A 25,308-nucleotide genomic window follows, 5' to 3' on the forward strand; every position below is an offset into this window, starting at 1 on the left:
CAAATTGCTATTCTTTATCTTTTTCTCTTTGTTTACGCCGCTTTTCCTTTTTATATTTATTGAAAAGGTCAAGGCTTATTTTAACCTGGCCGTCGTCCCCATCCCTTGCCCTTAAGTTAATGCTTCTGCCGGGGTCATCCATTTTTGCCCGGTCTATCTTTTTAAAATCTTTATCGCCGGGCTTATTCGTTAAGGATGACATTGGAACCTGTATTAAAATATCGGTACGGTTGGCCGTACTGTAAACACCTTCGATATACATGGTAATTGCCGACGATTGAACGGGCATTCTCCGTATGTATATATCTCCATTTTTTATATCAAAAGTATCTTTTAATTCTGCGAACTGCACATTATTCAAATCCCTGTTTTTAAAAACATATTGCTGAATATTAAGCAGCGGTTTAAAATTTATTAAAGCTGCATTTTTTATAGAGAAATAGAGTTTGCCGTTCAGGGTGTTTGCAAGCAGTTTGCCGGAGTTATTGATACCAACGGTTAAATTCGTTTTGGCATTCATAATGCCCTGCAGATTACCGGAAGTAATGGTCGTTTGTCCGAAATTGTCAAATGCATAAAATAATTTCTTCACATTAATATGACTGAGATCTGCGTTCACCACAGCCTGGTGATAATTATTATTTACCTGGTGCACTTTAGCAGAAAGATTAAACGAACCATCGGCGTGCTGCAATGATGCTTTTTGAATGCCCCAGTCGTTGTTTTCAAACAACATATTTGCATTTACATTGGTTGCTTTAAAATTATGTAATGCAACTTTGCCCGCCTTCAGGTTTACATGCATATCGCCGTTTTCTAGCGCATCATCCACTGAGGTTATAACAGAGCCAACGCCACCTTTCTTTTTTGTTTTTGCAGCATCCTTGTTGCCAAATAAAGTTTTAAAATCATTCAGATCAACAGAAGGAGAATAAACACTGCAGTTCATGCTTGCCTTCCCGGCTTCCTTTTTTGAATACCGGTTTAAGTTGCTGCCCTTAATATTTACGGTAAACTGGCTGGCATTTACATTGCATTTAAAGTTATTCATCGTCAAAGTATTACCCGCAATGGCGATAGCGCCGTTGCACGAGGAGAAAGTAATATTTCTCGGCACATATACCATCGTTCCATTCTCAATTTCGATTTTAGCATTCAACTGGTTTAGCAAAGAAGGGTCGGGAATTAAAGAGCCGTTATAAGCGAGGTATAATTTGGCGCTGCCTTCGGTAAAATCGAATGTTTCAGATAACAGTGTTTCATCTAACTGGGCCATTGTGCATGCCGTATTAAATTCAAATTGTATAGTTGGGTTTGATAAATTGGTTATGGCAATTGTGGGTGTGTTCATTTTTATCTGTCCCCAATTGCTCGTAAAACCGGTAACAATAATTTGGGAGTTAGAATCATTTGGTGCAATGCTTGGATTAACCTGGTTGGAATAATTTCCTTTAAAGCTGCAGCTTGTTAAATTTACAACGGGCGTTGTAATATTATTTTCTGTTGTAACAAAATTAACCTTAACAGCAGGGTCACCTTTTTTAGATAATGGCCCTGTTAGCGATACATTCACATCCACCGGCTCCGTAAGATTTATGCTGCCTAATTTGGTTCTTGTTTTAGGCTTTAAAATTGTTAGCGCCGAAGCATATTTAATACCCTCCGTTGAGGCCTCTATATGAAATTGTGATTTTCTTTTGAAATCAAATTTGCCCTTAATAAGAAAGGGCTGGCCCTGTATTTTAACCTTGGATTTGTTTATAGTAAGCACGCCGCTGGTATCATATACAAATTTCCATTTGGCCTGTATGCGCTGATTTTCCAGCCAGTAACCCTGCGGCAAATTAAAACCAAGCCCCCGTAACATTAAATCTTCATCAAAAGTTATGTGATACTTTGAACCTGTTAAACGCATGTCAATATTTGCATCGTCAATTCTTCCCGCATATCTTTTTTTACGTATAACATCTTCCAAAACAATGGTTACATTTTCAAGATTAAAATTTCTAAGAACGATTAGTTTTTTATTCCTCGCTGTACTCACAGTATCTTTTTTATGCGGCATCAGCACGTAGTTGTTTGAATAACCATTTACATCGGTGAAACTGTGCAGCACCGCATTTTTCACCGTTACAGAGCCAATTTTTAATTTATTGCCAAGCAACCCCATAAAGCCTGCCCTGGCGGTAATTTGTTCAGCTTTAATAAAAGGCCTGTGATAAAACGAATCGCTGACCGTTACATTTTCAAGCGTAATGCCAATATCGGGAAATGTTCTCCATATAGTTATGTCGGCATTATTGATTTTTAATTCCCCCAAAATGGTTTCTTTCATTTTTGCATTAAGAAACCCAAGCAGTCTTTCTTTTGAAGATGATACATAAATGCTAAGGCTTACCAGCAATAAAACATATAAGCCAAGTATTACGGCAACAACACGCACAAAACGCCGCCGCCATTTTCCGGGCACATGAAACCTGCTTTTCTTCTTTTCTTCCTCCATAGCTTAACTGTATTGCACAAGAAACGCTGTTCTGCAACAGCGTTTTTACTAAAACTTATTTTGAATGATATAAGGAAGCATGTTAAGCCATGTGGGCCAGTCGTGCGTCCATCCTTCCCAAATGCTGAAATCGTGCCATATACCTTTATCCCAAAGCACTTGTGAAAACCTGCGGTTGGCATCAGGATCTTCATAAGCGCCACCACCCGTATAAATGTGAATATGATGACTGGCGTGTATTTTATTAAGGTACCATTCATCTGTTAAATTGGGAATATAATGTATGGGGCTGTTAAAGTAAACCTGGTCGTCCCAGAATCCTTTTGAATATTCTGTAAGATCATACACGCCGCTCATGCTTATAACACCGTTAATAATATCGGGCCGCTTTAAAAATAAATTCATGGCATGCAATGCGCCAAATGATGCACCGCATGTATAAATCATCGTTTCATTACTTGAACTGTTGCGGATAAATGGTATTACTTCGTTATGTACGTAATAGTTAAACTCATTTTGGCGAATGGCTTTGTGCGGCGGGTACATTTCATTATTCAGCCAGCTTTCATTATTAATGCTGTTAATGCTATAAACTTTTAGTTTGCCGGCATCAATAAAAGGCGCCAATGCATCTATCAGTTTAAACCGTTCATATTCGAGGTAATCAGCGGCGGCAGTTGGCACCAATAACAATGCAAACCCGTAATGGCCATACGTTACTATTGGCATTTCTTTATTGAGTGAGGGGCTATACCAGGATGTAATTTCTCTTTGCATATAACGGTTTAATTTAGGTGAGATACAATTGGTCTGAAAGTCAGAAAGCCGAATATTCGAAAGAAAATTTATAATACAAATTTTCTGCCTGCGAACTTATTATAAACATACCTTCTTCACTTCGTGCCATAAGTCGCGGTAGCATTGGGCTGCATAACTGCTGTTGGCATATTCAAATAGGGGCTGCTGGTTAATGCCCATTTTTTCTACATCGCTTAAATAAGGGATATAATTTTTAAAGAACAGTTTGTCTCTGTAAAACTGTTGCATCACTTCATGATGCAAATTTTTCCTGTGGTCAACCATGCTGAAGAAGCATTTTAACCTGCTTTTATCAAGGCTGTTATCATCAAAATAAGCGCTCACCATTTCAAAGGAATTAATGGAAAGCGTTGTGGGGATATTCGGCATCAAAATATAATCCGCCGCGTTAAAAATGTTTTCGTGTAATAAAGAGATGCCGGGTGGGCAATCGAGTATTACAATATCATATCCCTTAAGGTTTGCCAGCAGCGATCTTAATTTTCTTTTACTGTGTTTTATATCACTGAGCAATGTATCAATGTTGCGTGCAGACATGTCCGCCGGAATTATCCAAAGGTTTTCAAACGTCGAATCCTGCACGGCATCTTTTACATCCAGTTCGTTTGCAAACAATTTTTTTGTCACGTTCTTATTGTTTGCCTGAACATTAATGTAAAATGATGATGAGCCCTGTGGATCAAGGTCCCATACCAGTGTTTTATAACCATCAGCAGCGGCGAGATAGGCCAGGTTTATAGCAGCGGCAGTTTTGCCCACGCCGCCTTTAAGATTGTATAGAGCAAAGACTGTCATACATCTAAAATACAAATTAAAACAGCCCATCCCAAACCCTTCCCAAAGGAAAAGTTTTTCGGGCCCTCAAAATATTTTAGGTAAAGTGGTATAAAGTCCTCTCCACCGGAGGGGATTAAGGGAAATACCGCTATTCTTCCCTCAACTGTTTTCCTGTAAGATGAATAAAAACATCTTCAAGGTTAGCCTGTTTTACTTCTTTGGGTTTTTCAAAGCCTGATTCAACAAGATCATCTATCAATTTATCAGGCGAAGCCATCGCAATTATTTTGCCCGAATCAATAATAGCAACACGATCGCATAAAATCTCCGCTTCATCCATATAATGCGTGGTGATAATAACCGTGGTGCCATTGCTTCTTATATCTTTTATCAAATCCCAGAGGTTGCGCCTTGCCTGTGGATCGAGGCCTGTTGTTGGCTCATCCAGAAAAATAATCTTTGGCCTGTTAATTAATGTGGTCGCGATGGAGAATCGCTGTTTCTGGCCGCCGCTCAGCTCCTTAAATTTTGCTTTGGCTTTATCACGAAGATTTACTGTATCGAGCAAATCCATCGGGTTTACTTTACCGTTATATAAGCCTGCAAAAAGCTGGATAAGTTCCACGAGGTTCAGGCCCGGATAATAACCCGAGCTTTGCAACTGAACGCCAATCAGTTTTTTTATTTCATTGGGTGAGTTATCAAGGTTAAAGCCGCCCACCATTATTTCACCGCTTGTTTTTTCACGCAGCGTTTCAATAATCTCAAGCGTGGTAGATTTTCCGGCACCATTGGGACCAAGCAGGCCAAAAATTTCACCTTCATACACATCAAAGCTTATACCTTTTACTGCTTTAAAATCGCCATAATGTTTAACGAGTTCTTTTACTGAAATAATTGGTTTCTGATGCATATAAATGATATAAGAAAGTATTATAAAGAAATTTATATACTTATTTATTTTGCAGCAAATATCTTTGAACACCTTTACATGCAAGAAAAATTAACTGTTATTTACATAATATCCGACAGACGTTCCGGCTCTACGCTGCTTGAAAACATGCTTTCAAAGTCACGGGAAGTTTTATCAGTTGGCGAACTGGCCATGCTGAAAGGTCATATTTATAAAGAGGGGCCCGGCGAATTATGGAACTGGAACTGCAGTTGTGGTAAACCTGTTATGCAATGCGAATTCTGGAGCAAAGTGCTTAATGGTATTTATGATGATAATTTTGAAACCAAGATAACATGGCCATATAAGTCTATGAAAATACTGTTTTCATCTTTTACATCTGTCAATAGCAAAAGCATATTGCAAAAATTCATCAATACAAAAAAGAATAAACAAACAGTTTGGGCACTGAATGAAATTTATAAAGCTTTAGGTAATACATCAGATAAAAAATTTATTGTTGATTCTTCAAAAGATCCCATACAGGCATTGGCCATTACAAAATGCGCAGACATTAATGTGAAACTTATCTGGCTTACAAGAGACTTGCGCGCCATTACTTTTTCAAAACTGAAAAGATGGAAACAAAACAAGCGTTCTGAAAAAAAACCTTTGGAAACTTTAATTGACAGTTTCAGGTATAAAAAAGTTTGTAATGCAGTTATGAAAAATGCTGCGCCCGAAAACGTCATTAAAATAAGTTATGAAGCGCTGGCCGAAAAGCCGCAGCAGCAATTAGATAACATCTGCGCCAGGTTTGGTTTGGTTAATTACCAGGCGCCTGCGTATATGGAACTCAATAACGATCATACTATTGCAGGCACGCCCGGCAGGTTTGAAAGAAAGGTAATCGCTGCCGATAATTCATGGAAAGATTTTTATAAACAACATGCCATGCTGAACGCATTGGGCAAAGTTTTTAATGCGTTATAAATGGAGAAAGACAAAAAAGATTTTTTTATCCTGACAGCGCCAAGAAGCGGCTCCACGGTGCTTACAAGAACGCTGGATCAGCATCCGCAAATATTTTGCGCAGGAGAAATTTTTCATCCGTCTGGTGAAACTTACCATCCCGAATGGCAGTTTCCATTCATTGGCAAAAAAAATAAACAAGGGGTTTCAAGAACGCTGTTTACATTAACCAATTATATAAAAGGCTATTTAACCGGGGCTGCCCATATAAACCGGTTTTACAAAACCCGCGATACAAAACAGCTACGCGGGTTTAAATTAATGAACAGGCATGTTACAGATTTTCCAACTGTTTGGAAATACCTGTTGCAAAACGATAAGAAAGTAATCGTGCTTGTAAGAACAAACACTTTTCGTGAAGCACTTTCAAGTTTCAGGGCAAGAAAGATTGGCGTATTTCATTCGAGTGAAGATGCTTCGCTTGCAGCAAAGAAAGTGCATGTAAATGCAGCGCAATTAAAAAAACGTGTGGATGAACTGGAGGCCATCAACAGTAATATTTTAAAACTTGGCAAAAACTTTAATCATATTGTGCTTACATATGAAGAATTTGAGCACTGGCAGGAAATGCTGAATAAGGTTTTTGATTTTCTTGAAGTGGAAAAAATAAATATGCCGGCGCAGTTAAGAAAGATAAGCGCAATCAACTGGCGCGACGGCGTAGAAAATTACGAAGAAGTTGAAACTATAATGAAAGGCACATACGCACATTTTATAAACTGATTATAACTGCTTAAAATAACCAAACGCCAAACCAGCAAATGACAAAATTTGTGATCTTCACTTTACCGCGAACAGGTTCTACCTTGCTAAGCAAATCGCTTAACAGGCATCCTGAAATTTTTTGTGATGATGAAATATTTCATTTTAGCTTTCGCGATTACTTCAGCCCTAATCAATTCAGGTTTTTAAAAATTCCTTTCCTTCCTAACAAAATAAATTATGTAATTAACTACCCCGTCACTTACCTGCGTTTGCCATCTTTCCTGAAAAAATACTTTACGAATAAAAAAGATGAAAATTTTAAGGCGCGGGGTTTTAAGCTTATGTATTATCAAACCCTTTACATGCCGGGCTTAATAAATTACCTGAAGAAGAATAATATTAAAGTGATATTGCTTTTGCGTGAAAATATTTTGCGCAACGCACTAAGCGATTTGCGGGCTCGTGCCACGGGCATATACCATAACCAGGATGATAATGAAGCACAGCGTTCCGGCATGGCGAAACTGAATGTTGATATAAATACCTTGCAACAAAAAATGAATGATATTATACGGCAAAATAAACAACTGGAAAATATTGTAAGCGATATGGATTATATAAAAATCCGCTATGAAGATTTTGCAGAATGGGATGCCACTATGAATAAAATTGCATCGTTCCTGCATGTTTCCCAAACTACAGTAACTGCTGGTGCCAAAAAATTGAACCCTGATGCATTGCAGGATATGATTGAAAATTATACCGAAGTGGAAATGTGGCTTAAGCAAAATAATTATGCCGAGTTTACAGCATAAAACGTTTGCACATCCGGGCATAAAAAGGGCCCGGAAAGAATTCCAGGCCCGCTTATTTATTCATCACCTAAAAACGAGAAAACTAATTTAATCCACCGCCCTGCGTGCCCACACGTTTGCTTTCATCTTCTGCACCTGTTTTACGCTGGCGCGCTGCTTTTACCTGGTTGCTGCCAAAACGGTAAGTAACGCTTAATCTTAATTGCCGGCTTTCATTGCCACCTTTTACTTTCAGGTATTGACCTGCAAAATCGCTTTTACCAGTCCAGCGGAGCGTTTGAAATATATCCGTCACGCTTGCTTTTGCTGTTGCCTTGCCTTTAAAAAAGGTTTGCTGAATGCCGCCATCCACACTCCATAATGCACCGCTTTTAAATGTGCCCTGCCATATAGTTGGCGAAGTATAAAAGCCGCTTACTTCAATCGTTGTTGCCTTTGCCACTTTAAATGTTTGCTGTGCATATACGTTTACAGCAAATACATCAAGGTCTATATTCCTGCCTGCACCAAAATTGGCTTTGTAATGAGAGTAGTAAGAATTCACATTCGCAAACACGCTATACCATTTATATTGAAAAGGCATACTGATATTCAAGCTTACCAAATCCTGATCTGCAAGATTTTTCTTTGTAATAAATGCCTTTGATTTATCGGCCGTATCTATAATTTGGGAAAACACATCATTAACGTGACTGTACGTTAACTTGGTTGTTAACCTGTACCAAAGTGTGTTGGTTAATGAGATACTGTTAGTGTACTGCGGCCTCAACTGTGTATTACCTTTCTGATAAGTATATTCATCCAGTTTAAATTCAAAAGGATTCAAATCCTGGTAAGCCGGCCTGTCAATCCTCCTGCTGTAAGCAAGGCTCCACTGGTTCTTTGGATTTTTATTGAACGTGATGGCTGCACTTGGGAACAAATCAGTATAATTTCTTTTGAAAGAAGAATCGTAAGGCTGGTAGCCGCCGTTCCAGTTATACCCGTTAGACAAGCCTTTTGAATTGGTGTTTTCTGCACGCAGGCCTGCCTGTATCATAATGCCATTTTTAAACTGGCGGTTATAATTAATATAGGCTGCATTTACATTCTCTTTATAATTAAAATCGTTGCTGCGCAAAGTGTCTAAAAACTTGTCATCTGAATACACATTATACCTTTCAAAATTGTTTACCGATTTTACGTAAGAAAATTTAGCGCCATAACCTAACCTGCCTTTTAAAAAGTTTTGTTCATAATCAGCCTTTACTGAATAGATATCAATCTTTGTTGGCGCTATCATATTATATATGTATTGATTTTGCAGCACTGTGCCGCTTGGATCGTAATAATAATTCGGCTGAAACTGATCGCTCTTAAGATCATAATAGCCATAATCAGCATCAACATTTAACTCATGCCCCGATGTATCGGCAAAATGATAATTAAGATTAGCATTCAGGTTGTTTCTTTTCATGGCACTTGCATTATCAGCCTTCAGAATCTTATTCACATCACCTGTGGGTTTATAAGATATTATTGTATTGCTTTTGTTTGAAACATCTATATCTCCAAGATTGCCATTCACCATTACACCAACTGTATTGCGGTTGTTGATGAAGTAATCCATACCTGCTTTAAAATTGTGGCTTTTATTATCAAAACGCATTTTTGAGTGCTGGTCAAAAACCGTATCCAGCTGAATGCGGTAGAGGTTCATGAAACCTTCATTCCTGTTGTCGTTATAATTATAATTACCAAAAAGATTTACTTTTTTATTACGGTGATTGAGAGAAATGCCGCCGTTATATTTTGGATAAATACCAATATTATAACCGGCATTTACAGAACCATTGGTACCAAAAGATTTATTCTTTTTTAAGCGGATATTAATAATGCCCGCGTTGCCTGCCGCTTCGTATTTGGCGGATGGATTGGTGATTAATTCAATTGATTCTATTTGTGATGACTGCAATGTTTTCAAATAGTTGGCAAGATCTGAACCGGTTAGCGGCGATGGTTTACCATCAATATAAACCTGCACGCCGTTCTTGCCTGCAAGGCTTATATTTTCATCTTTATCCACCACTACACCAGGAGATTTGCGCAACAGTTCCAAAGCATCGCTGCCGGTTGCATTAATGGTGTTTTCAACATTCAAAATGGTTTTATCTGCCTTTACTTCTACAATTGGTTTTCTTGCAGTAACCACAACATCTTTCAGGTCATTGTTGGCTTTTGAAAGCGAAACAGCAGTAAGGTTTACATCACCGCTGCCTGCCACTTCAAATACCGGCGAATAGCTGGCTGCATAACCAATAAAAGTTGTGTTGGTCAGATATTTTCCTTCCTTAATATTCTGAAACTGGTATTGTCCCGCAGTATTGGTAACTGCAATTTTTACAACGGATGAATCTTTTGCATTCAATAAGGAGATGCTTGCATTGGATAATGTTTTTCCGTCAGCATCTTTTACAACACCCTTAATATTTTGTGCAAACGTGGTTAGCGATAAAAGTATAAGCGCACTTAGTATTGATAAAATCTTCTTCATAAGTTTATTCATTTTTCAAAATTGATAATTGCAGCAGTTACTGCATACACTTGTTTTATTAATGGCACAAAGAAACTTATGAACGGAAATGCAGGCAATCGTTAATCGGCGAAGCAAATAATAAAGCGGTTGAATTGTAATTTTTATGTAGCGGGCAGTAACTGCGCGTCGGCGAAAAAATAAAAAATCGGTAAATGGTATGTTAACATAGGTTAATTAACAAAGCTCCACCATATGCCGATGCGCAACCATAAACCTCTTTCAGGATAACCCGGCGCGCTGTAATTATATTTGGTGAAAGCAAAGCCATTGGCAAAATCAACGGTGTTTAAATTTTCAAGCCGAACAAACCCTTTAAAACCTTTTATGCGCATATTAAGATAAATATCCACGTCAGGCCGGTTAGTAATGGTTAATGTGTCCTGGTAAACAAACTGGCCGTTTAGCGGTGAATAATCATCTGCTTTATATGGCGTGTTATACCTCACTTCAAAACCGGTTGAAAGAAAGAGGTTTTTGAAGAAATTGCCTTCAAACGCAAACCGTGTACGGCCTAATACCAGCGGCACATTCACCGGTGCATTGCCCGCTATTTGCTGCACATTACCCTGTAGGTACCAGCTTAAATGTTTGGCCACTTTAATCTTTTTATAGGCGCCAATATTCAGCACATTAAAAACAGAAGAAGCCTGGGCGGGCGTGTATAAACCGCTGAAATATGCAAGGTTGGTTACGAGGTAATAGTCGCCGGTTAATTGTAAAGCCGCAGGCGGCACGTTTACTACGGCAAATATCCGCGTAATATTTTCTTTTTTAAAACTCTCGCTGGGATATGAAGGAAATGAGCTGAGTGAATAACGGTTGCCTGAAGCATAAGTATTATACTCACTCATAATAAATGAAGGCGTGCGGTTTACATTTTGAAAGCCCACCTGTATGGAACCAACATTTTTCCTGAGTGAACGTATAAAACTTATGTAAGCCGAATAATCGCCTGCATAATGCCCCGTTACATATAATTTGCCCGCAGCTTCTATATCATATAACTGGTTGCGGGTTCGGTTACGGTATTCTGCACCGGTATAAATATTATTATACTGTGTTGAAAGATAGGTTTGACCTTTTATATTTTCATAACCTGCATTTAACTTCAAAAACTGGTTCAGGTTATTTTTTTGAGGATAAGAAATGATAGCAAGATCGTTGATAAGTGTTTGCCAGCTATCGTTGAATTTAAGTGAATCCGTGGTAAACGGAAACACAGTGTACTGCATAAAATTTGAATAGTCTGAAGGTTCCAGCGCGTTATCATGATATTCATATCGTTTGTTTGAATATTGCAGTGTATGCTGAAAACGCAGGCGCGGGTAAAACAATTTAATGGTGGAAGAATCTGTTACAATGGAATCTTTCTGGCCAAAATCATAACTATGCCGTAATACGAATGTAAGATCGTTGTACTGTGTGCCTATGCCAATGGTTACGCCGAAAATACTGCGTGTTGTAAGCAAAGCCGAGCCCAGCTTCGTTAGAGCGCTGGTAGGATTATTCATGAAAAGGCTGTCAACATTCTGATTGGGCTGAAGACCGCCATTTTCAGAAGAAAGAATTTTATTGGCAATGAAAATTATATTATTAGTATAACGCTTATTGCTTGTTTGAAAAAAAGTGTTAACACGTGTATTGCTTATGTTGGTGCTTTGGTTTCTATAGGTGCCCGGCGAATTGATAACCCTGAAATCCAATCCTATGTTAAAATTGCTTTTACGGTTTTGCGTATGAAACAGGTTAATCATTTGTTCGGACCGGCTTCCCAATAAATAAGCCGTTTCTGAATATGGCCGCGTGGTTTGAAAAAACCGCGTGTTTTCCGGCGTGTACATATATACGTCATACGCATGAAAACCGGCATCGAACCCCGGCCTCATTAAAGGCTGAAAAATATAAGATTTAGCGGCGCTTCCAAAATTGCCCATGTCGTAATACTTCCATGAAACGGGAAACCGCGTATAAAAATCATCAATAGAAGAATCTATTTTATTGTTGCGGGTAGAATCCCAGTAATGAAATGAAAGGGTAATGGAATCTTCATATTGATCACGGTGCTGTAAGGTTTGATTGGTAGTATCTTTTTTGCCGGTTATCCTGCCCTGGCTGTCGTATCGATAACGGCTTGTATCCTGCGTTACCTGTCCATGCGCAATTGCAGAAAGCGTTATTAACAATACCAATAAAAGAAGGCGTTTTACTTTATTCTGATACATCGTTCAGGCAAAGATGCAAAGTAATCTGAAAGCTGTGAATGAAAAGGTAATTTGATGTGGTAATTATACTATCAGTACAATATTAGTTTGCTTTCGGGTTCTGTAAATACTTGAATTCTTATCAGCCCTAATTTATCTCCCATACTTCTCTTCCCCTTAACAGCCTGTCCAAATCACCTTTGCCCTTTGCAGCAATGGTTTCTTCCACCTGCAGGTTTAAAATATCTTCATAGCAGGCGCGTTCAGTTTCATAAAACACGCCAAACGGGCGGGGCAGATGATTCTCAAGACGAGGGTCATCAAACATACGGATTAATATCTGGGCTTTATAAAAATCAAATTCATCATGCACCCAAATATCATCAACAGATGCATCCACGCCAATTTCTACAACCACCGGCTTAAAGCCATCGAGTTTAATACCCTTGTTTTTGGTTGGGCCAAACAGTAAAGGCTTGCCATGTTCCAGGAACAGCGTTTCATTCGGTTTGGTTGATTTTTCGGTGAATATTTCAAAAGCGCCGTCATTAAAAATGTTACAGTTCTGGTATATTTCCAAAAAAGATGCGCCTTTATGTTTATGAGAACGCGTAAGCATTTCCTGCAGGTGTTTCGGATCGCGGTCCATGCTGCGGGCTATAAAAGTTGCATCAGCGCCCATAGCTAGTGCCGACGGGTTAAACGGATGATCGATACTTCCAAACGGCGTGCTTTTGGTAACCTTATGCGCTTCTGATGTGGGCGAATATTGTCCCTTCGTTAAACCATATATCTGGTTATTGAAAAGCAGGATATTCACATCAAAATTCCGGCGCAGCAAATGAATGGTGTGGTTGCCGCCAATGCTCAGGCTGTCGCCGTCGCCGGTAACAATCCAGATGCTTAATTCCGGCCTTGTGGCTTTTAAACCGCTGGCAATGGCAGTGGCGCGGCCATGAATGGAATGCATGCCATACGTATTCATGTAATAAGGAAAACGGCTGCTGCAGCCAATTCCGCTTATAATAACAATGTTTTCTTTGGGAACACCAATGGTTGGCATTACTTTCTGCACCTGTGCCAAAATAGAATAATCACCACAGCCCGGGCACCAGCGTACTTCCTGGTCAGTTGCAAAATCTTTCGCAGTTAAAGCGGGCAAACCGTTCGCTACATCGCTCATATCATTAAATTTCGGGCGCAAAGGTAGTTAAAATAGTCAACAGGTTATAGTTCCTGACACGCGGTTGACAGTTAACAATAGACTATTTCTTATCTTGCGCCCTCCACAAAAAAGCTTATGGAAGATACATTCTATGATTTTGGGATGATAGGCCTTGGTGTAATGGGAAGCAATTTTTTACTGAATATGGCGGATAAAGGTTATAAAGCCATCGGTTTTGACCTTGATGCTGCCAAAGCAAAAAAACTGGAAGAAGAAGCTACGCCGGGCACCACAGTAAAAGGTGTGAATACTTTGGAGGAAATGGTTAACCTTTTAGATAAGCCCCGCAGGATAATGATGCTGGTGCCGGCCGGCAAACCCGTTGACGCTGTAATTCAAAATCTATTGCCGCTTGTTGATAAGGGAGATATTATAATCGATGGCGGTAACTCGCACTATGTTGATACTTTAAGAAGGCTTGAAGAATTAAAAGATAAAGGCATTCATTTTATGGGCATGGGCGTAAGCGGCGGCGAAGAGGGCGCCCGCAAAGGCCCGAGCATTATGCCCGGCGGCGATTTTGCTGCCTGGAAACGGGTGCAGCCCGTGCTGGAAGCTGTTTCCGCCAAAGTTAATAATGAACCCTGCGTGGCATATATGGGCAAAGATGCCGCCGGCCACTATGTAAAAATGGTGCACAATGGCATTGAATACGCCATTATGCAATTAATAAGTGAAGCTTATGATTTAATGAAACGTGTGCTTGGCTTAAGCAATACTGAGCTGGCAGAAGTGTTTAAAAAGTGGAATGAAGAAGAACTGGAATCTTTTCTTATTGAAATTACCGGTAAAATATTGCTGCGTAAAGACGAAGACACAGGAAAAGAGATTGTAGATATTATTTTAGATGAAGCGGGTTCAAAAGGCACCGGCAAATGGACTTCACAGGATTCCATGGACCTGCCAGTTTCTGTGCCTACAATTGATATTGCTGTTGCCATGCGCATTATTTCTGATTATAAAGAAGAAAGGCTTGCTGCTGCTGCGTTATATCAAACCACAATAAAACCTTTCAAAGGCAATAAGGAAACCGAAATAAAAAAGATAAAAGATGCTTTGTATTTCTCCACGCTTATTGCTTATGCCCAGGGATTAAACATGCTGCATAAAGCTTCAACAGAATTAGATATGGATATTCCTTTAGCAGATGTAGTGAAAATATGGCGCGGCGGGTGCATCATTCGTTCATCGCTGCTGGAAGTGTTTTATAAAGTGTACAAAAAAGATAAAACGCTTTCTAACATCTTGTTAAATAAAATCATTGCAAGACTTGTGAAGAAAGCCGAAAAAAATGCAAGGGCTGTGGCTAAGCTGGCAATGCAAAACAAAATTCCGGTTACGGCTTTAACCAGTACGATCGGCTATTTTGATGCTTATTGCTCCGCCAATATGCCCACGAATTTAATCCAGGCACAACGGGATTTCTTTGGTGCACACACGTACCAGCGCATTGATAAGGAAGGCATCTTTCATACAGAGTGGAATGAAGAAGTGGTGCAGGCTGATAAGCATCATGCTACAACAGAAAATGCTCAAACACCAACCGCTTAAATAACAGTTTAAGAACAGGTGTTATTGAAAATATTTAAAATACAAACAACATTTATAACTTGAAATCCTTTCAGGAAATACAGGAAAAACAATAATACATGGCTTCAAATAATAACAACAGGAAACCAAAAGCTTCGGTAATATTTATTTTTGGAGGAAGCGGCGATTTAAACCAGCGTAAGCTTACTCCGGCTTTATATAATCTTTTTATTGATGGCTGGATGCCGGAAAAATTTGCCATCGTTGGCCTGGGCAGAACACAGTATTCCGATGATAAATTCAGGGAGCATTTGTCCAAAGGCATACAGGAATTCAGCCGCCGCAAAGAAAAGAACGGTATATGGAAAGATTTTTCACAACGCATCAGCTATATGCCTATGGATGCAGAAGATGAAGCATCTTACAAACTGCTGTCTGACCGCGTTAAAGAATATGAAAAAGACTGGGGCGTTAATCCCAACGTAATTTTTTACCTGGCAGTTGCACCGCAACTGGTTCCTGACATTGCTCAGAAATTGTCAACCATAAAACTTTGCAGCGATACACAAACTACACGCATCGTGGTGGAAAAACCATTCGGCCACGATTTGAAAAGTGCGAAGGAGTTAAACAAGCTGCTCACATCCTTATTTGATGAAGACCAGATTTATCGCATCGACCATTATCTTGGTAAAGAAACTGTTCAGAACATATTGGCTTTGCGTTTTGCCAATGCCATGTTTGAGCCTATCTGGAACCGCAATTATATTGACCATGTTCAGATAACCGTTGCAGAAACGGTGGGCGTGGAAGAGCGCGGTGGTTATTATGAACAAAGCGGCGCTTTAAGGGATATGGTTCAAAACCACATCCTGCAACTCTTATGCATGGTGGCTATGGAACCGCCGGTGAATTTTGAAGCCAACGAGATACGTAATAAAAAAGTGGCCGTATTAAATGCCATCCGCAAATTTGACCGCGCCGAAGTTCAAAACTATGCGGTGCGCGGGCAATACGGCGACGGATGGTTAAAAGGGAAAAAAGTAAAAGGCTACCGACAGGAAGAAAAAGTTAACCCGCAATCAAATGTGGAAACGTATGCGGCGGTTAAGTTCTATATCGACAACTGGCGCTGGCACCGCATCCCGTTTTATGTGCGTACCGGCAAATACCTGCATCAAAAAACATCTGTTATTACTATACAATTCAGGCCGGCACCGCATTATGCTTTTCCGGCAGAAGCAGCAGAAACATGGCGGCCTAACCGCTTAACCATTAGCATTCAGCCTGAAATGGATATACGCCTTCGCTTCCAGGCAAAACGGCCGGGACAAACCATGTCGTTAAGCCCTGTTGATATGATCTTCAGTTATGCAGAAGCTTATCCCGATGAACATGAACCGGAAGCTTATGAAACATTATTGCTGGATGTAATGGAAGGCAACCCCGCACAATTTATGCGTGCCGACCAGGTGGAAGCTGCATGGGAAGTGGTAATGCCGATTATTGAAGCATGGGAACAACGCCCGCCAATTGATTTTCCTAATTATGCGCCTGATAGCTGGGGCCCTGAAGATGCGGAGGCATTAATTGCACGGGATGGCCATAACTGGATAAACCTGCCGTCAAAAAGTGAATAGTTGTACTGTCCTGACAGGATAAATGGACATTAAATGATATAAAAACCAGCCCGTTGATATGTTAAACACAGGCTGGTTTTTAATTTTGCGTTGATGGAAAAATATCATTACATGAATACAAATATTGCTGATATAAGAAAAGATTACAGCTTGCTTGCTTTGAACGAAGATGATGTTGCAACAAATCCTATTGAACAATTCAGCCGCTGGTGGAACGATGCCATGCGCAGCGAAATACTGGAAGTAAATGCTATGACCTTGTCAACGGCAACCAAAGATGGCAAGCCTTCGGCAAGAATCGTTTTATTAAAGGATTTTGATGAAAATGGTTTTGTTTTCTTCACTAATTATAACAGCCGTAAAGGCAATGAACTTGCAGGAAACCCGTATGCAGCCTTAACTTTTTTCTGGAAAGAAATTGAACGACAGGTGAGAATTGAAGGTATTGTAGAAAAAGCAGGTGCTGCAGAAAGTGATGCCTATTTCTTTTCAAGGCCTGAAGGAAGCCGCATTGGAGCGTGGGCATCGCCACAAAGCACGGTAATTAAAAGCCGTGATGTGCTGGAAGAAAATGTAGCAAAATATACAGGCGAATTTAAAAACAGCATTCCCCGGCCGCCACACTGGGGTGGTTACCGGGTAATGCCTTTAAGAATTGAGTTCTGGCAGGGACGAAGCAGCCGTTTGCACGACCGTATTTCATATACCAAAACCGATGAAGGGAGTTGGAAGGCTGAAAGATTAGCGCCATAAAACAGGCAGCTATTCAGATTTTTCTTCTTTTTCTTTTTTAACAGGCTTTGCAGTTTTTGCCGGCCTGCTTTTTCCAAAAGAACCTTTGAATATTTTTCCTTTTTTTGTTTTCTTATCTCCTCTGCCCATAGTGTCTGTTTATTAATACGAAAATTTATAGAGTATGTTGTCTGATGAATTAAATTCCTGTTGAACTATAAAATTTAGTTGTTCATACAATTGTATTCATTATCCACCATTTACTTTGAAATCATGCCTATAACTTAGCTGATAATTCTTTACCTGCTTTAAAACGGGCCACTTTTTTAGCTTTTATTTTAATGGTAGCGCCGGTTTGTGGATTGCGGCCTGTGCGTGCATTACGCTTGGTAACAGAAAAAGTACCGAAACCAACTAATGTAACTTTGTTTCCGGATTTAAGTGCTTTGGTTACAGCGCCTGTAAAGGCATCAAGTGCAGCGTTAGCCTGGGATTTACTTAGGCCAGCATCGTCGGCAATTTTAGCAACTAATTCAGCTTTGTTCATAGTATGTTATTTTGAATTTTTAATGGGTGACAAATGTATTTTGTTTTTACACTTATCAAAATATTTTTTGCGTTTGCAGGTAATATTAAAACAATTTATTCAATTACTTCAAGCAATGTTCGGAAATCAACGAGGTTATTGCCCCATTTTTCCGCATACGCTTTCCTAAATTCATCAGCATATAATTCTATATAACGGTTATATAGGGCTTTGCTTTCTGCGAAATATTGCACTACATAAGTGGGGCCATCATCGTCTTCGTGTTCCTGCAGTTTTGAGAGCTGGCATTGTATAAAGCAACCTGTGGCCATCATTGCAGGCATATATTGCTGCTGCATGCTTTTCAACCATGCATCGTGAATATTCCAGCCCACTTTTGTTGCAATGTTATAAATAAACATACTGAAAATTATTTAGCCAAAAAAATGATTACGAAATTCATTATCAAAATTTCACTGCCACAAATCGCGAAGATCAAACGAGCTTACACATGCTATAAGTCAATTTCAAGATAAACGGGGCAGTGATCGCTATGTTTTACTTCAGGATAAATTTCCGCATCTTTTATATTATTTGTCAAAGGTTCCGTTACATTAATATAATCTATTCTCCATCCTTTATTTTCGGCCCTTACCGAAGGAAACCGCTGGCTCCACCAACTGTACCGGTGAGGCTCCGGCCTGATGACACGAAAAGCATCCACCCATCCATTCGTAAAAAGTTTATCCATCCATGCCCTTTCTTCAGGCAAAAAACCAGATGTTTTTATATTTCCTTTTGGATTATGAATATCTATTTCTTTATGAGCAATATTATAATCGCCGCACAGAATAAGTTTGGGATGTGTTTGTTTCAACTTTTCGAGGTATTGAAAGAATTCTTCCAGCCATTCATATTTAAAAGATTGCCGCAATTCGCCCGTGGTGCCTGAAGGAAAATAAGCGTTGATTAATCGCACATCGCCAAAATCAAGCTGCAGCACACGGCCTTCATCATCGCTTACTTTATGGCCTGTGCCATATACAACATTCGAGGGCTCAATTTTAGAAAAAACTGCAACACCGCTGTAACCCTTTTTCTGCGCGGAATACCAATAATCGTAATAACCCAGATCTGTAATTTGTTCATGCGCAACATTATCTTTATGCGCTTTTGTTTCCTGCAGGCATATAACATCAGCAGGATTTGTTTTCATCCAGTCAAGCAATCCTTTTTTTAAAGCAGCGCGAATGCCATTTACATTATAACTTATGATACGCATTAGCAAAAGTTTGCCGCAAGATAAGGGTATAACAAAGTTTTTAATGACAGTTAATTGACGAATATCAACTTTGCGTTAACAACGCAGCAAACTACTTTTGCAAATTAAATTTTTCGTATGCATTTAAAACCGGTAACTGTTGTTGATGATATAACTCCTGCAGATTTTAAACGCAATTATTTCAGCACCAACACTCCTGTTGTAATAAAAAATTTTTCAAAAAAATGGCCGGCTTATTCTAAGTGGAACTGGGATTATTTTAAAGAGATAGTAGGTGACAAAAAAGTAGGCATTTACAATAATGTAAAAAGCGATGCATACACGCCTGTTAATAAAGCCGATGATTATACAACCTTTGGTGAATATGTAGATATGATTCGCAAAGGCCCGGCCGCATGGCGCATTTTTTTATTCAATATATTCAGCCATGCGCCGGAGCTTACCAAAGATTTTACATGGCCTGATGAATATATGAAAGGCTTTGTAAAGCGTGTGCCCATGTTGTTTACCGGTGGCCAGGGCTCTATTACACACATTCATTTTGATATTGATTTAAGCCATATTCTGCATACGCAGTTTGAAGGCAGAAAGAAGGTTTTATTATTTCCTTATAGCGAACAGTATAAATTATACCGCAAGCCTTTTGAAGTATTAAGTCTTGCCGATTTCAGCAATTATTATGATGCCGATAAAAGCAAACTGGATACGCAAAAATTTCCGGCGCTCAAAATTGCCAACGGACTGGAAGTTACACTTGAACACGGTGATACGCTATTCATGCCCGGTGGTTACTGGCACCATATGGAATATTTAGACAGTGGTTTTGCCATGAGCCTGCGTGCATTGAATAATTCTGTTGGTGGAAAACTGAAAGGTTTATGGAATATTGCCGGCATGCGCAATATTGATACGCTGATGAAAAAAACAATACCGCATAAATGGTATGACTGGAAAGAAAAGAAAATATTTGAAGCAGCCAACAGGGAGCTTGCTTTGAGCAAGGCTTAATTGGTTATAATCAAGAATAACTCCGGGATTATAAATATTCATATAAAATTATTGCAGCCACCGGTACACAGATGAAATCCTGCGTATCGTAGTTATATTGAAACGGGTAAATCAGCTGCGTTTCACTCTTTCTTCAGACGCTGCCCGAACAGCGTTTGCTGAATTGAATTTTTGCCGATAGCTTTATCATTGTCCACCATAAAGTTTTTTTAGTATTGCTGATCTTTAAAACAGTTATTTGTATGCAGCAGATAATAGAATGTGTTCCCAATTTTAGTGAAGGGCGTGATCTGAATATCATCAAACAAATTACAGATGAAATTGAAAGTGTTGAAGGTGTCCACTTATTAAATGTTGATCCGGGGAAAGCTACAAACAGAACCGTTGTAACATTTGTTGGCGAACCCAAGGCCGTTGTACAGGCTGCTTTTAAAGCCATTAAAAAAGCAGGTGAATTAATTGATATGAGCAAACATACAGGCGAACATCCGCGTATGGGCGCTACAGATGTTTGCCCTTTAATTCCCATAGCAAATATTACAATGGAAGAAACCGTTGAATATGCGCATGAACTGGCAAAGCTGGTTGGCGAAGATTTGCAGATACCTGTTTATTTATATGAACATGCGCAAAAAAATAAATTACGCCACAACCTGTCTATTATTCGTGCAGGTGAATATGAAGGTTTTTTCAAGAAAATAAAATTGCCTGGATGGAAACCGGATTTTGGCCCGGACGATTTTGATGCAAAACGCGGTGCCACGGTTATTGGCGCAAGGGATTTTTTAATTGCTTATAATGTAAATCTTAATACAACATCAACGCGCCGGGCCAATGCCATTGCCTTTGATGTACGTGAAGTAGGCCGCACAAAAACAGAAAACGGTAAACCTGTTTTAGATGAAAATGGAAAACCGGTAACTATACCCGGCAGTTTAAAAAATGTAAAAGCTATTGGCTGGTTTATTGAAGAATATGGTATTGCACAAATTTCTATGAACCTAACCAACATTGGCATAACGCCTTTACACATTGCCTTTGACGAAGTTTGCAAAAAAGCTGATGCCCGCGGCATTCGTGTTACAGGCAGTGAGCTTGTTGGCCTTGTTCCATTGAAATCTATGGTTGATGCGGGTAAATATTTTTTAGAAAAACAAAAACGTTCAACAGGGGTTGCTGAAAAAGAACTGGTACGCATTGCTGTTAAATCAATGGGATTGGATGAACTCGCGCTTTTTAAACCTGAAGAAAGAATTATTGAATATCTGCTGAAAGATGCAAAAGACAGTGCACTCATTAATACAACGCTTAGAGATTTTGCTGACGAAACCGCCAGCGAAAGCCCTGCGCCCGGAGGCGGCTCCATCTCTGCGTATGTTGGTGCTTTAGGCATTTCATTGGCTACGATGGTTGCCAATTTATCGTCGCATAAAAAGGGTTGGGATGAACGCTGGAAAGAATTTAGTATATGGGCTGATAAAGGCCAGCTATATAAAAATGAGCTGATGCAACTGGTTGATGCGGATACAAAAGCATTTAATCAAATAATGGCTGCAATGAGTTTATCCAAATCAACAGACGAAGAAAAACAAATGCGCAAACAAGCTATACAGGAAGCCACAAAATTTGCCATTGAAGTACCTTTTAAAGTAATGCAGCTGGCTTATGAAAGTATGTTTATAATAAAAGAAATGGCGGATACCGGCAACCCAAACTCTGTTTCAGATGCAGGCGTTGGCGTATTATGTGCCCGGAGCGCCGTAATAGGTGCGTTTATGAATGTGCGCATTAATGCTTCGGGTTATGATGATAAAACTTTTGTTGAAGATATTATTGCAAAAGGAAGGGATATTGAAAGCAACGCCATTGCTTTGGAAACAGAAATTTTAAAAGTGGTAAATGAGAAGATTGGGATATAATTCGATCCTTTAGACTTACATAATGAATGTATCTTTAATTAATATTAATACCTTTTCTTTTGCCTGCTTTTTTATTGTACAACTCACATTAATTGGTTGATAATAACTAACCGGTCGCAGCAGCGCATTTTTCGGCTCTTGTTGCAAGCATAAAGAAGCACAATAATTTAAAAATTTAAAGCAATGCTTCTTTTACTTTTTGCGGAAGTCCGGTTAATTTTTTATTGGTATAATCGTAACAAAGCATGCCTGTTTTTGCTTTGGCTGCTACCGTATATCCATTGCCATGAATTATCTCGAGTTTATAAAAAATATCAAAGCCCCTTGTATTAAAACCACCGGCAGCAACAGATATTTTTACTTCATCACCATAATTCAATTCGCTTTTAAATTCGATAGCCGCATCAAACATAATTAACGAGGTGCCTTCAAGTTTTAATTCCGAATAACCCAAGCTGTTTAAAAATTGCATTCTTGCTTCATGGATAAGGGAAAGAAAACTATCGTTGCCAACATGGCCACCGTAATTCAAATCGGTAATGCGTATTTTGATTTTGGTTGAAAATTTAAAATTATCAGGCAGATTTATTTTAATACGTTCCATGCGGTCAGTTTACAAGCCACAGGCAGAATCAATTTAAATGTTCAATATATCCGTGCATCCGCGGCAATCATTGTTGTTTTAAAAATTCAATTAATTTATCAGTGGCTTTTTTACGGTGGCTGAATAAATTCTTTTCTTCCAGCGTCATTTCGCCAAAAGTTTTATAGCTGCCTTCAGGAATAAAAACAGGATCGTATCCAAAACCGTTTGTGCCGCGGCGTTCATAAATAATCATTCCTTTTACAATGCCTTCAAACAAATATTCGCTGCCATTCCACATTAAAGAAATAATGGTTTTAAACTGTGCATTACGATTTTCTTTGTCATCAAGTTTAGAAAGCAGTTTATCAATATTCGCATCAAAATCCCTTTGATCGCCGGCATACCTTGCACTTTTAACGCCGGGCTCGCCATTCAATGCTTCCACTTCAAGGCCGGTGTCATCGCCAAAGCAATTATGTTTAGTGAGTTCATAAACGGTTTTCGATTTTTCAGATGCATTGGCTTCAATGGTATCGTGAGGCTCGGGAATGTCAATATCAATGCCCGCTTCACTTAATGTAATTATCTGGTATTGATTGCTAATAACGGCAAGTATTTCTTCAACTTTATGTTTGTTGTTGCTCGCAAAAATCAGGGTTTTACTATTCATCAGAGATTAAGCATTTTTTTAAGGCTGTTCCACAATTTTGTTTTCTCCGCTTTTGCCGCAGGTGTTGCTGCATTTAATTGAACCAGTGCAGGCGCTGTTAATATGGCGCAATTATCATATTGCTGCACCTGGTAGTCGGGCATGGAAAATGGCAATTCTATCTGCAGCGCAGTTATGCCAAAACTTACAATATACTGCGGCTGCAAATCTTTCTTCATCTGCCGGAATTGCACCGGATGGTTTTTAAAATTAATAAGCGCAACATGTGCAAGATTCATCTTACAGGCATTTAAAATGCCTGTAAGAAATTCCAGTTCCTTTTCGCTTAAATAAACATTTTGCTCGTCGTTTACCAGCACAATAAATTTCTTTTCATAATTGCCCAGGTACCATTTGCCGGGCCTGTGCACTTCTGCTTCTGCAGGTTCAGCTTTAGGTTCAACAGGATTGTCGTTTATGGCAACGGGTTGCTGTACGTCGTAAACAGTTTCCGTTTTAATTTTCTCGCCGGTATAAACCAGCGAATTATTAAATAATCCTGCTAAAACCTGTGGCGGTAATTGCTCTTTCATCAACTATAATTATTTGCTCTTAAATACTTCCCAAAAACAGCTATGACACAATAATCTATTGATAAGCGGCCTCATCTTCTGGGAGATTTTTATTTTCTTTGCATCAAATTTAAGGGTATGACAGAAGTGTTAGACATAAACATCACAAAAATAGAAAGGAGCAAGCTGAAAGATATAAGCCTCGAAAACATTCCTTTCGGAAAATATTTTACTGACCACATGTTGGAAGCTGATTATGAAAATGGTGAATGGAAAACGGTTGAAATTAAACCTTACCAGCCGCTAATATTAGATCCTTCGGTTTCTGCACTGCATTATGGCCAGTCTATTTTTGAAGGTATCAAGGCTTTTCGCCAGGAAAACGGCGAAGCTGTTATTTTTCGCCCTTATGAAAATTTAAAGCGCTTTAATCTTTCTGCGCTGCGTATGAGCATGCCCGAAATACCGGAAGAAATATTTATTGAAGGCATGCGCCAGTTAATTGAGATTGATAAAAGCTGGATACCAGCGCAGGCAGATCATTCTTTGTATATACGCCCGTTTATGTTTGCTACGGATTATATGCTAGGCGTAAAACCTTCTGAAACCTATAAATTTTTAATTATTCTTAGCCCGGTAGGTCCTTTTCACGCCGCGCCTATGAAGATTGCTGTAGAAGAAAAATATACAAGGGCCGCGCCCGGTGGCGTTGGTTTTTCCAAAAATGCCGGCAACTATGGCGGCAGCATGCTGCCCGCCACAAAGGCAAAAGAAATGGGTTATGACCAGGTTTTGTGGACCGATGCCTTTGAACACAAATGGCTGCAGGAAGTGGGTATGATGAATATTGGTTTTGTTATTAACAACACGTTTGTAACACCCATGCTGGAAGATACGATTTTGAAAGGTGTTACCCGCGACAGTATTGTTACCATTTTAAAAGATATGGGCGTTAAGGTAGAGGAAAGAAAGCTGAACATTGACGAAGTGGTGGAAGCTTATAAGAATGGAACACTTACAGAAATCTTTGGAATGGGCACCGCTGCGGTTATTTCAAACATAAAAAAATTGAAATACAAAGATTTTGTAATGAATTTTGATGTTAACAGCTTTACCATTTCTCCCAAAGTTAAACAGGCACTCGATGAAATCCGCCTTGGTAAAGCTCCTGATAAGCACGGATGGCTGTTTAAAGTGTAAAGGAAATGTTGGTTTTTATTTGTTTTTCGTAATAATTTAGGAAGAGGTACCAATTTATTTGGATTTAAATGCTGTTGCAATTACCTTTGCCGTCCCAAAAAATTAAGGTTAATAATGCCT

The 25,308-nt window shown here is 39.2% G+C and carries 23 protein-coding genes; 9 read left to right on the forward strand and 14 right to left on the reverse strand.

Annotation, left to right across the window (positions count from 1 at the left end; translation table 11 throughout):
• Window positions 1-7 precede the first annotated feature (7 nt).
• The 4 genes from ACTHN6_RS19980 to ACTHN6_RS19995 all read right to left on the reverse strand — a co-directional run bounded on the left by ACTHN6_RS19980 (window position 8) and on the right by ACTHN6_RS19995 (window position 5,012).
• Entirely contained in the window at window positions 8-2,503 is a 2,496-nt protein-coding gene (locus ACTHN6_RS19980; protein ID WP_440437549.1) for an AsmA family protein, read from the reverse strand.
• 48 nt (window positions 2,504-2,551) lie between these two features.
• A complete protein-coding gene (locus ACTHN6_RS19985) occupies window positions 2,552-3,280 on the reverse strand; it encodes an esterase family protein (RefSeq protein ID WP_440437550.1) in 729 nt (242 codons plus the stop codon).
• A 99-nt stretch (window positions 3,281-3,379) separates the two neighbouring features.
• Window positions 3,380-4,117, reverse strand: coding sequence for a ParA family protein (locus tag ACTHN6_RS19990; protein WP_440437551.1), 738 nt, complete (start codon window positions 4,115-4,117; stop codon window positions 3,380-3,382).
• Window positions 4,118-4,247: 130 nt separating this feature from the next.
• Entirely contained in the window at window positions 4,248-5,012 is a 765-nt protein-coding gene (locus ACTHN6_RS19995; RefSeq protein ID WP_440437552.1) for an ABC transporter ATP-binding protein, read from the reverse strand.
• A gap of 78 nt (window positions 5,013-5,090) precedes the next feature.
• Between ACTHN6_RS19995 and ACTHN6_RS20000 the strand changes: the two genes are divergently transcribed.
• The 3 genes from ACTHN6_RS20000 to ACTHN6_RS20010 are packed head-to-tail and all read left to right on the forward strand — an operon-like array spanning window position 5,091 to window position 7,543.
• Window positions 5,091-5,984, forward strand: coding sequence for a sulfotransferase (locus ACTHN6_RS20000; RefSeq protein ID WP_440437553.1), 894 nt, complete (start codon window positions 5,091-5,093; stop codon window positions 5,982-5,984).
• Window positions 5,985-6,746, forward strand: coding sequence for a sulfotransferase (locus ACTHN6_RS20005; RefSeq protein ID WP_440437554.1), 762 nt, complete (start codon window positions 5,985-5,987; stop codon window positions 6,744-6,746). It abuts the gene before it with no gap.
• A 38-nt stretch (window positions 6,747-6,784) separates the two neighbouring features.
• Complete coding sequence (locus tag ACTHN6_RS20010; RefSeq protein ID WP_440437555.1) at window positions 6,785-7,543, forward strand: sulfotransferase; 759 nt, start codon at window positions 6,785-6,787, stop codon at window positions 7,541-7,543.
• 82 nt (window positions 7,544-7,625) lie between these two features.
• Here ACTHN6_RS20010 and ACTHN6_RS20015 read toward each other — a convergent pair whose 3' ends face one another.
• From ACTHN6_RS20015 to ACTHN6_RS20025, 3 genes are all read right to left on the reverse strand, one after another.
• Window positions 7,626-10,076 carry an outer membrane beta-barrel protein gene (locus tag ACTHN6_RS20015; protein WP_440437556.1) on the reverse strand — a complete coding sequence of 817 codons (2,451 nt, stop codon included), beginning with the start codon at window positions 10,074-10,076 and terminating at the stop codon, window positions 7,626-7,628.
• Between the two features lie 212 nt (window positions 10,077-10,288).
• Window positions 10,289-12,340: a putative porin gene (locus tag ACTHN6_RS20020; RefSeq protein WP_440437557.1), complete on the reverse strand. Its 2,052-nt coding sequence runs from the start codon at window positions 12,338-12,340 to the stop codon at window positions 10,289-10,291.
• A 127-nt stretch (window positions 12,341-12,467) separates the two neighbouring features.
• Entirely contained in the window at window positions 12,468-13,502 is a 1,035-nt protein-coding gene (locus ACTHN6_RS20025) for a 2-oxoacid:ferredoxin oxidoreductase subunit beta (RefSeq protein ID WP_440437558.1), read from the reverse strand.
• Between the two features lie 117 nt (window positions 13,503-13,619).
• Here ACTHN6_RS20025 and gndA point away from each other — a divergent pair, with 117 nt between their 5' ends.
• From gndA to pdxH, 3 genes are all read left to right on the forward strand, one after another.
• A complete protein-coding gene (gene gndA / locus ACTHN6_RS20030; protein WP_440437559.1) occupies window positions 13,620-15,095 on the forward strand; it encodes an NADP-dependent phosphogluconate dehydrogenase in 1,476 nt (491 codons plus the stop codon).
• A 98-nt stretch (window positions 15,096-15,193) separates the two neighbouring features.
• Entirely contained in the window at window positions 15,194-16,714 is a 1,521-nt protein-coding gene (gene zwf / locus ACTHN6_RS20035; protein ID WP_440437560.1) for a glucose-6-phosphate dehydrogenase, read from the forward strand.
• A gap of 111 nt (window positions 16,715-16,825) precedes the next feature.
• Window positions 16,826-17,467, forward strand: coding sequence for a pyridoxamine 5'-phosphate oxidase (gene pdxH, locus ACTHN6_RS20040; RefSeq protein ID WP_440437561.1), 642 nt, complete (start codon window positions 16,826-16,828; stop codon window positions 17,465-17,467).
• A gap of 9 nt (window positions 17,468-17,476) precedes the next feature.
• Here the strand turns inward: pdxH and ACTHN6_RS20045 are convergent, their stop codons facing one another.
• From ACTHN6_RS20045 to ACTHN6_RS20060, 4 genes are all read right to left on the reverse strand, one after another.
• On the reverse strand, window positions 17,477-17,596 hold the full coding sequence (locus ACTHN6_RS20045; protein WP_440437562.1) for a 30S ribosomal protein THX: 120 nt from the start codon (window positions 17,594-17,596) through the stop codon (window positions 17,477-17,479).
• Between the two features lie 127 nt (window positions 17,597-17,723).
• A complete protein-coding gene (locus ACTHN6_RS20050) occupies window positions 17,724-17,993 on the reverse strand; it encodes an HU family DNA-binding protein (protein ID WP_090657216.1) in 270 nt (89 codons plus the stop codon).
• Window positions 17,994-18,088: 95 nt separating this feature from the next.
• Window positions 18,089-18,394 (reverse strand): DUF4286 family protein, encoded by a 306-nt coding sequence (locus ACTHN6_RS20055; RefSeq protein ID WP_440437563.1) that lies wholly within the window; start codon window positions 18,392-18,394, stop codon window positions 18,089-18,091.
• Window positions 18,395-18,486: 92 nt separating this feature from the next.
• Window positions 18,487-19,254: an exodeoxyribonuclease III gene (locus ACTHN6_RS20060; protein ID WP_440437564.1), complete on the reverse strand. Its 768-nt coding sequence runs from the start codon at window positions 19,252-19,254 to the stop codon at window positions 18,487-18,489.
• Window positions 19,255-19,371: 117 nt separating this feature from the next.
• On the opposite strand from ACTHN6_RS20060, the gene ACTHN6_RS20065 reads away from it, so the two are divergent.
• Together ACTHN6_RS20065 and ftcD are read left to right on the forward strand one after the other, a co-directional pair.
• Window positions 19,372-20,262: a cupin-like domain-containing protein gene (locus ACTHN6_RS20065; protein WP_440437565.1), complete on the forward strand. Its 891-nt coding sequence runs from the start codon at window positions 19,372-19,374 to the stop codon at window positions 20,260-20,262.
• Window positions 20,263-20,504: 242 nt separating this feature from the next.
• Window positions 20,505-22,181: a glutamate formimidoyltransferase gene (ftcD, locus tag ACTHN6_RS20070; RefSeq protein WP_440437566.1), complete on the forward strand. Its 1,677-nt coding sequence runs from the start codon at window positions 20,505-20,507 to the stop codon at window positions 22,179-22,181.
• A gap of 175 nt (window positions 22,182-22,356) precedes the next feature.
• Here ftcD and ACTHN6_RS20075 read toward each other — a convergent pair whose 3' ends face one another.
• The 3 genes from ACTHN6_RS20075 to ACTHN6_RS20085 form a co-directional block, all read right to left on the reverse strand.
• The gene (locus tag ACTHN6_RS20075) at window positions 22,357-22,785 is read right to left on the reverse strand and encodes an acyl-CoA thioesterase (RefSeq protein WP_440437567.1); all 429 of its coding nucleotides are present in this window, start codon (window positions 22,783-22,785) and stop codon (window positions 22,357-22,359) included.
• Window positions 22,786-22,852: 67 nt separating this feature from the next.
• Window positions 22,853-23,437 carry an RdgB/HAM1 family non-canonical purine NTP pyrophosphatase gene (rdgB, locus tag ACTHN6_RS20080; protein ID WP_440437568.1) on the reverse strand — a complete coding sequence of 195 codons (585 nt, stop codon included), beginning with the start codon at window positions 23,435-23,437 and terminating at the stop codon, window positions 22,853-22,855.
• Window positions 23,437-24,009, reverse strand: coding sequence for a hypothetical protein (locus tag ACTHN6_RS20085; RefSeq protein WP_440437569.1), 573 nt, complete (start codon window positions 24,007-24,009; stop codon window positions 23,437-23,439). Before ACTHN6_RS20085 ends, rdgB begins: the two co-directional genes overlap by 1 nt.
• 117 nt (window positions 24,010-24,126) lie before the next feature.
• Between ACTHN6_RS20085 and ACTHN6_RS20090 the strand changes: the two genes are divergently transcribed.
• Complete coding sequence (locus tag ACTHN6_RS20090; protein ID WP_440437570.1) at window positions 24,127-25,188, forward strand: branched-chain amino acid aminotransferase; 1,062 nt, start codon at window positions 24,127-24,129, stop codon at window positions 25,186-25,188.
• Window positions 25,189-25,308 lie beyond the last annotated feature (120 nt).

Source organism: Parafilimonas sp. (assembly GCF_051953455.1).
Taxonomy (GTDB): domain Bacteria; phylum Bacteroidota; class Bacteroidia; order Chitinophagales; family Chitinophagaceae; genus Parafilimonas.

Bases quoted from the DNA above. Each gene is read 5' to 3' on its own strand.
- ACTHN6_RS20000 (WP_440437553.1), top strand. From the start codon at position 5,091: ATGCAAGAAAAATTAACTGTTATTTACATAATATCCGACAGACGTTCC.
- ACTHN6_RS20065 (WP_440437565.1), top strand. From the start codon at position 19,372: ATGCATTTAAAACCGGTAACTGTTGTTGATGATATAACTCCTGCAGAT.
- gndA (WP_440437559.1), top strand. From the start codon at position 13,620: ATGGAAGATACATTCTATGATTTTGGGATGATAGGCCTTGGTGTAATG.
- ACTHN6_RS20050 (WP_090657216.1), bottom strand. From the start codon at position 17,993: ATGAACAAAGCTGAATTAGTTGCTAAAATTGCCGACGATGCTGGCCTA.
- ACTHN6_RS20045 (WP_440437562.1), bottom strand. From the start codon at position 17,596: ATGGGCAGAGGAGATAAGAAAACAAAAAAAGGAAAAATATTCAAAGGT.
- rdgB (WP_440437568.1), bottom strand. From the start codon at position 23,437: ATGAATAGTAAAACCCTGATTTTTGCGAGCAACAACAAACATAAAGTT.
- ACTHN6_RS20090 (WP_440437570.1), top strand. From the start codon at position 24,127: ATGACAGAAGTGTTAGACATAAACATCACAAAAATAGAAAGGAGCAAG.
- ACTHN6_RS20025 (WP_440437558.1), bottom strand. From the start codon at position 13,502: ATGAGCGATGTAGCGAACGGTTTGCCCGCTTTAACTGCGAAAGATTTT.
- ACTHN6_RS20085 (WP_440437569.1), bottom strand. From the start codon at position 24,009: ATGAAAGAGCAATTACCGCCACAGGTTTTAGCAGGATTATTTAATAAT.
- ACTHN6_RS20005 (WP_440437554.1), top strand. From the start codon at position 5,985: ATGGAGAAAGACAAAAAAGATTTTTTTATCCTGACAGCGCCAAGAAGC.
- ACTHN6_RS20060 (WP_440437564.1), bottom strand. From the start codon at position 19,254: ATGCGTATCATAAGTTATAATGTAAATGGCATTCGCGCTGCTTTAAAA.
- ACTHN6_RS19990 (WP_440437551.1), bottom strand. From the start codon at position 4,117: ATGACAGTCTTTGCTCTATACAATCTTAAAGGCGGCGTGGGCAAAACT.
- ACTHN6_RS19995 (WP_440437552.1), bottom strand. From the start codon at position 5,012: ATGCATCAGAAACCAATTATTTCAGTAAAAGAACTCGTTAAACATTAT.
- pdxH (WP_440437561.1), top strand. From the start codon at position 16,826: ATGAATACAAATATTGCTGATATAAGAAAAGATTACAGCTTGCTTGCT.
- ACTHN6_RS20055 (WP_440437563.1), bottom strand. From the start codon at position 18,394: ATGTTTATTTATAACATTGCAACAAAAGTGGGCTGGAATATTCACGAT.
- zwf (WP_440437560.1), top strand. From the start codon at position 15,194: ATGGCTTCAAATAATAACAACAGGAAACCAAAAGCTTCGGTAATATTT.
- ACTHN6_RS20020 (WP_440437557.1), bottom strand. From the start codon at position 12,340: ATGTATCAGAATAAAGTAAAACGCCTTCTTTTATTGGTATTGTTAATA.
- ACTHN6_RS20075 (WP_440437567.1), bottom strand. From the start codon at position 22,785: ATGGAACGTATTAAAATAAATCTGCCTGATAATTTTAAATTTTCAACC.
- ftcD (WP_440437566.1), top strand. From the start codon at position 20,505: ATGCAGCAGATAATAGAATGTGTTCCCAATTTTAGTGAAGGGCGTGAT.
- ACTHN6_RS19980 (WP_440437549.1), bottom strand. From the start codon at position 2,503: ATGGAGGAAGAAAAGAAGAAAAGCAGGTTTCATGTGCCCGGAAAATGG.
- ACTHN6_RS20015 (WP_440437556.1), bottom strand. From the start codon at position 10,076: ATGAAGAAGATTTTATCAATACTAAGTGCGCTTATACTTTTATCGCTA.
- ACTHN6_RS20010 (WP_440437555.1), top strand. From the start codon at position 6,785: ATGACAAAATTTGTGATCTTCACTTTACCGCGAACAGGTTCTACCTTG.
- ACTHN6_RS19985 (WP_440437550.1), bottom strand. From the start codon at position 3,280: ATGCAAAGAGAAATTACATCCTGGTATAGCCCCTCACTCAATAAAGAA.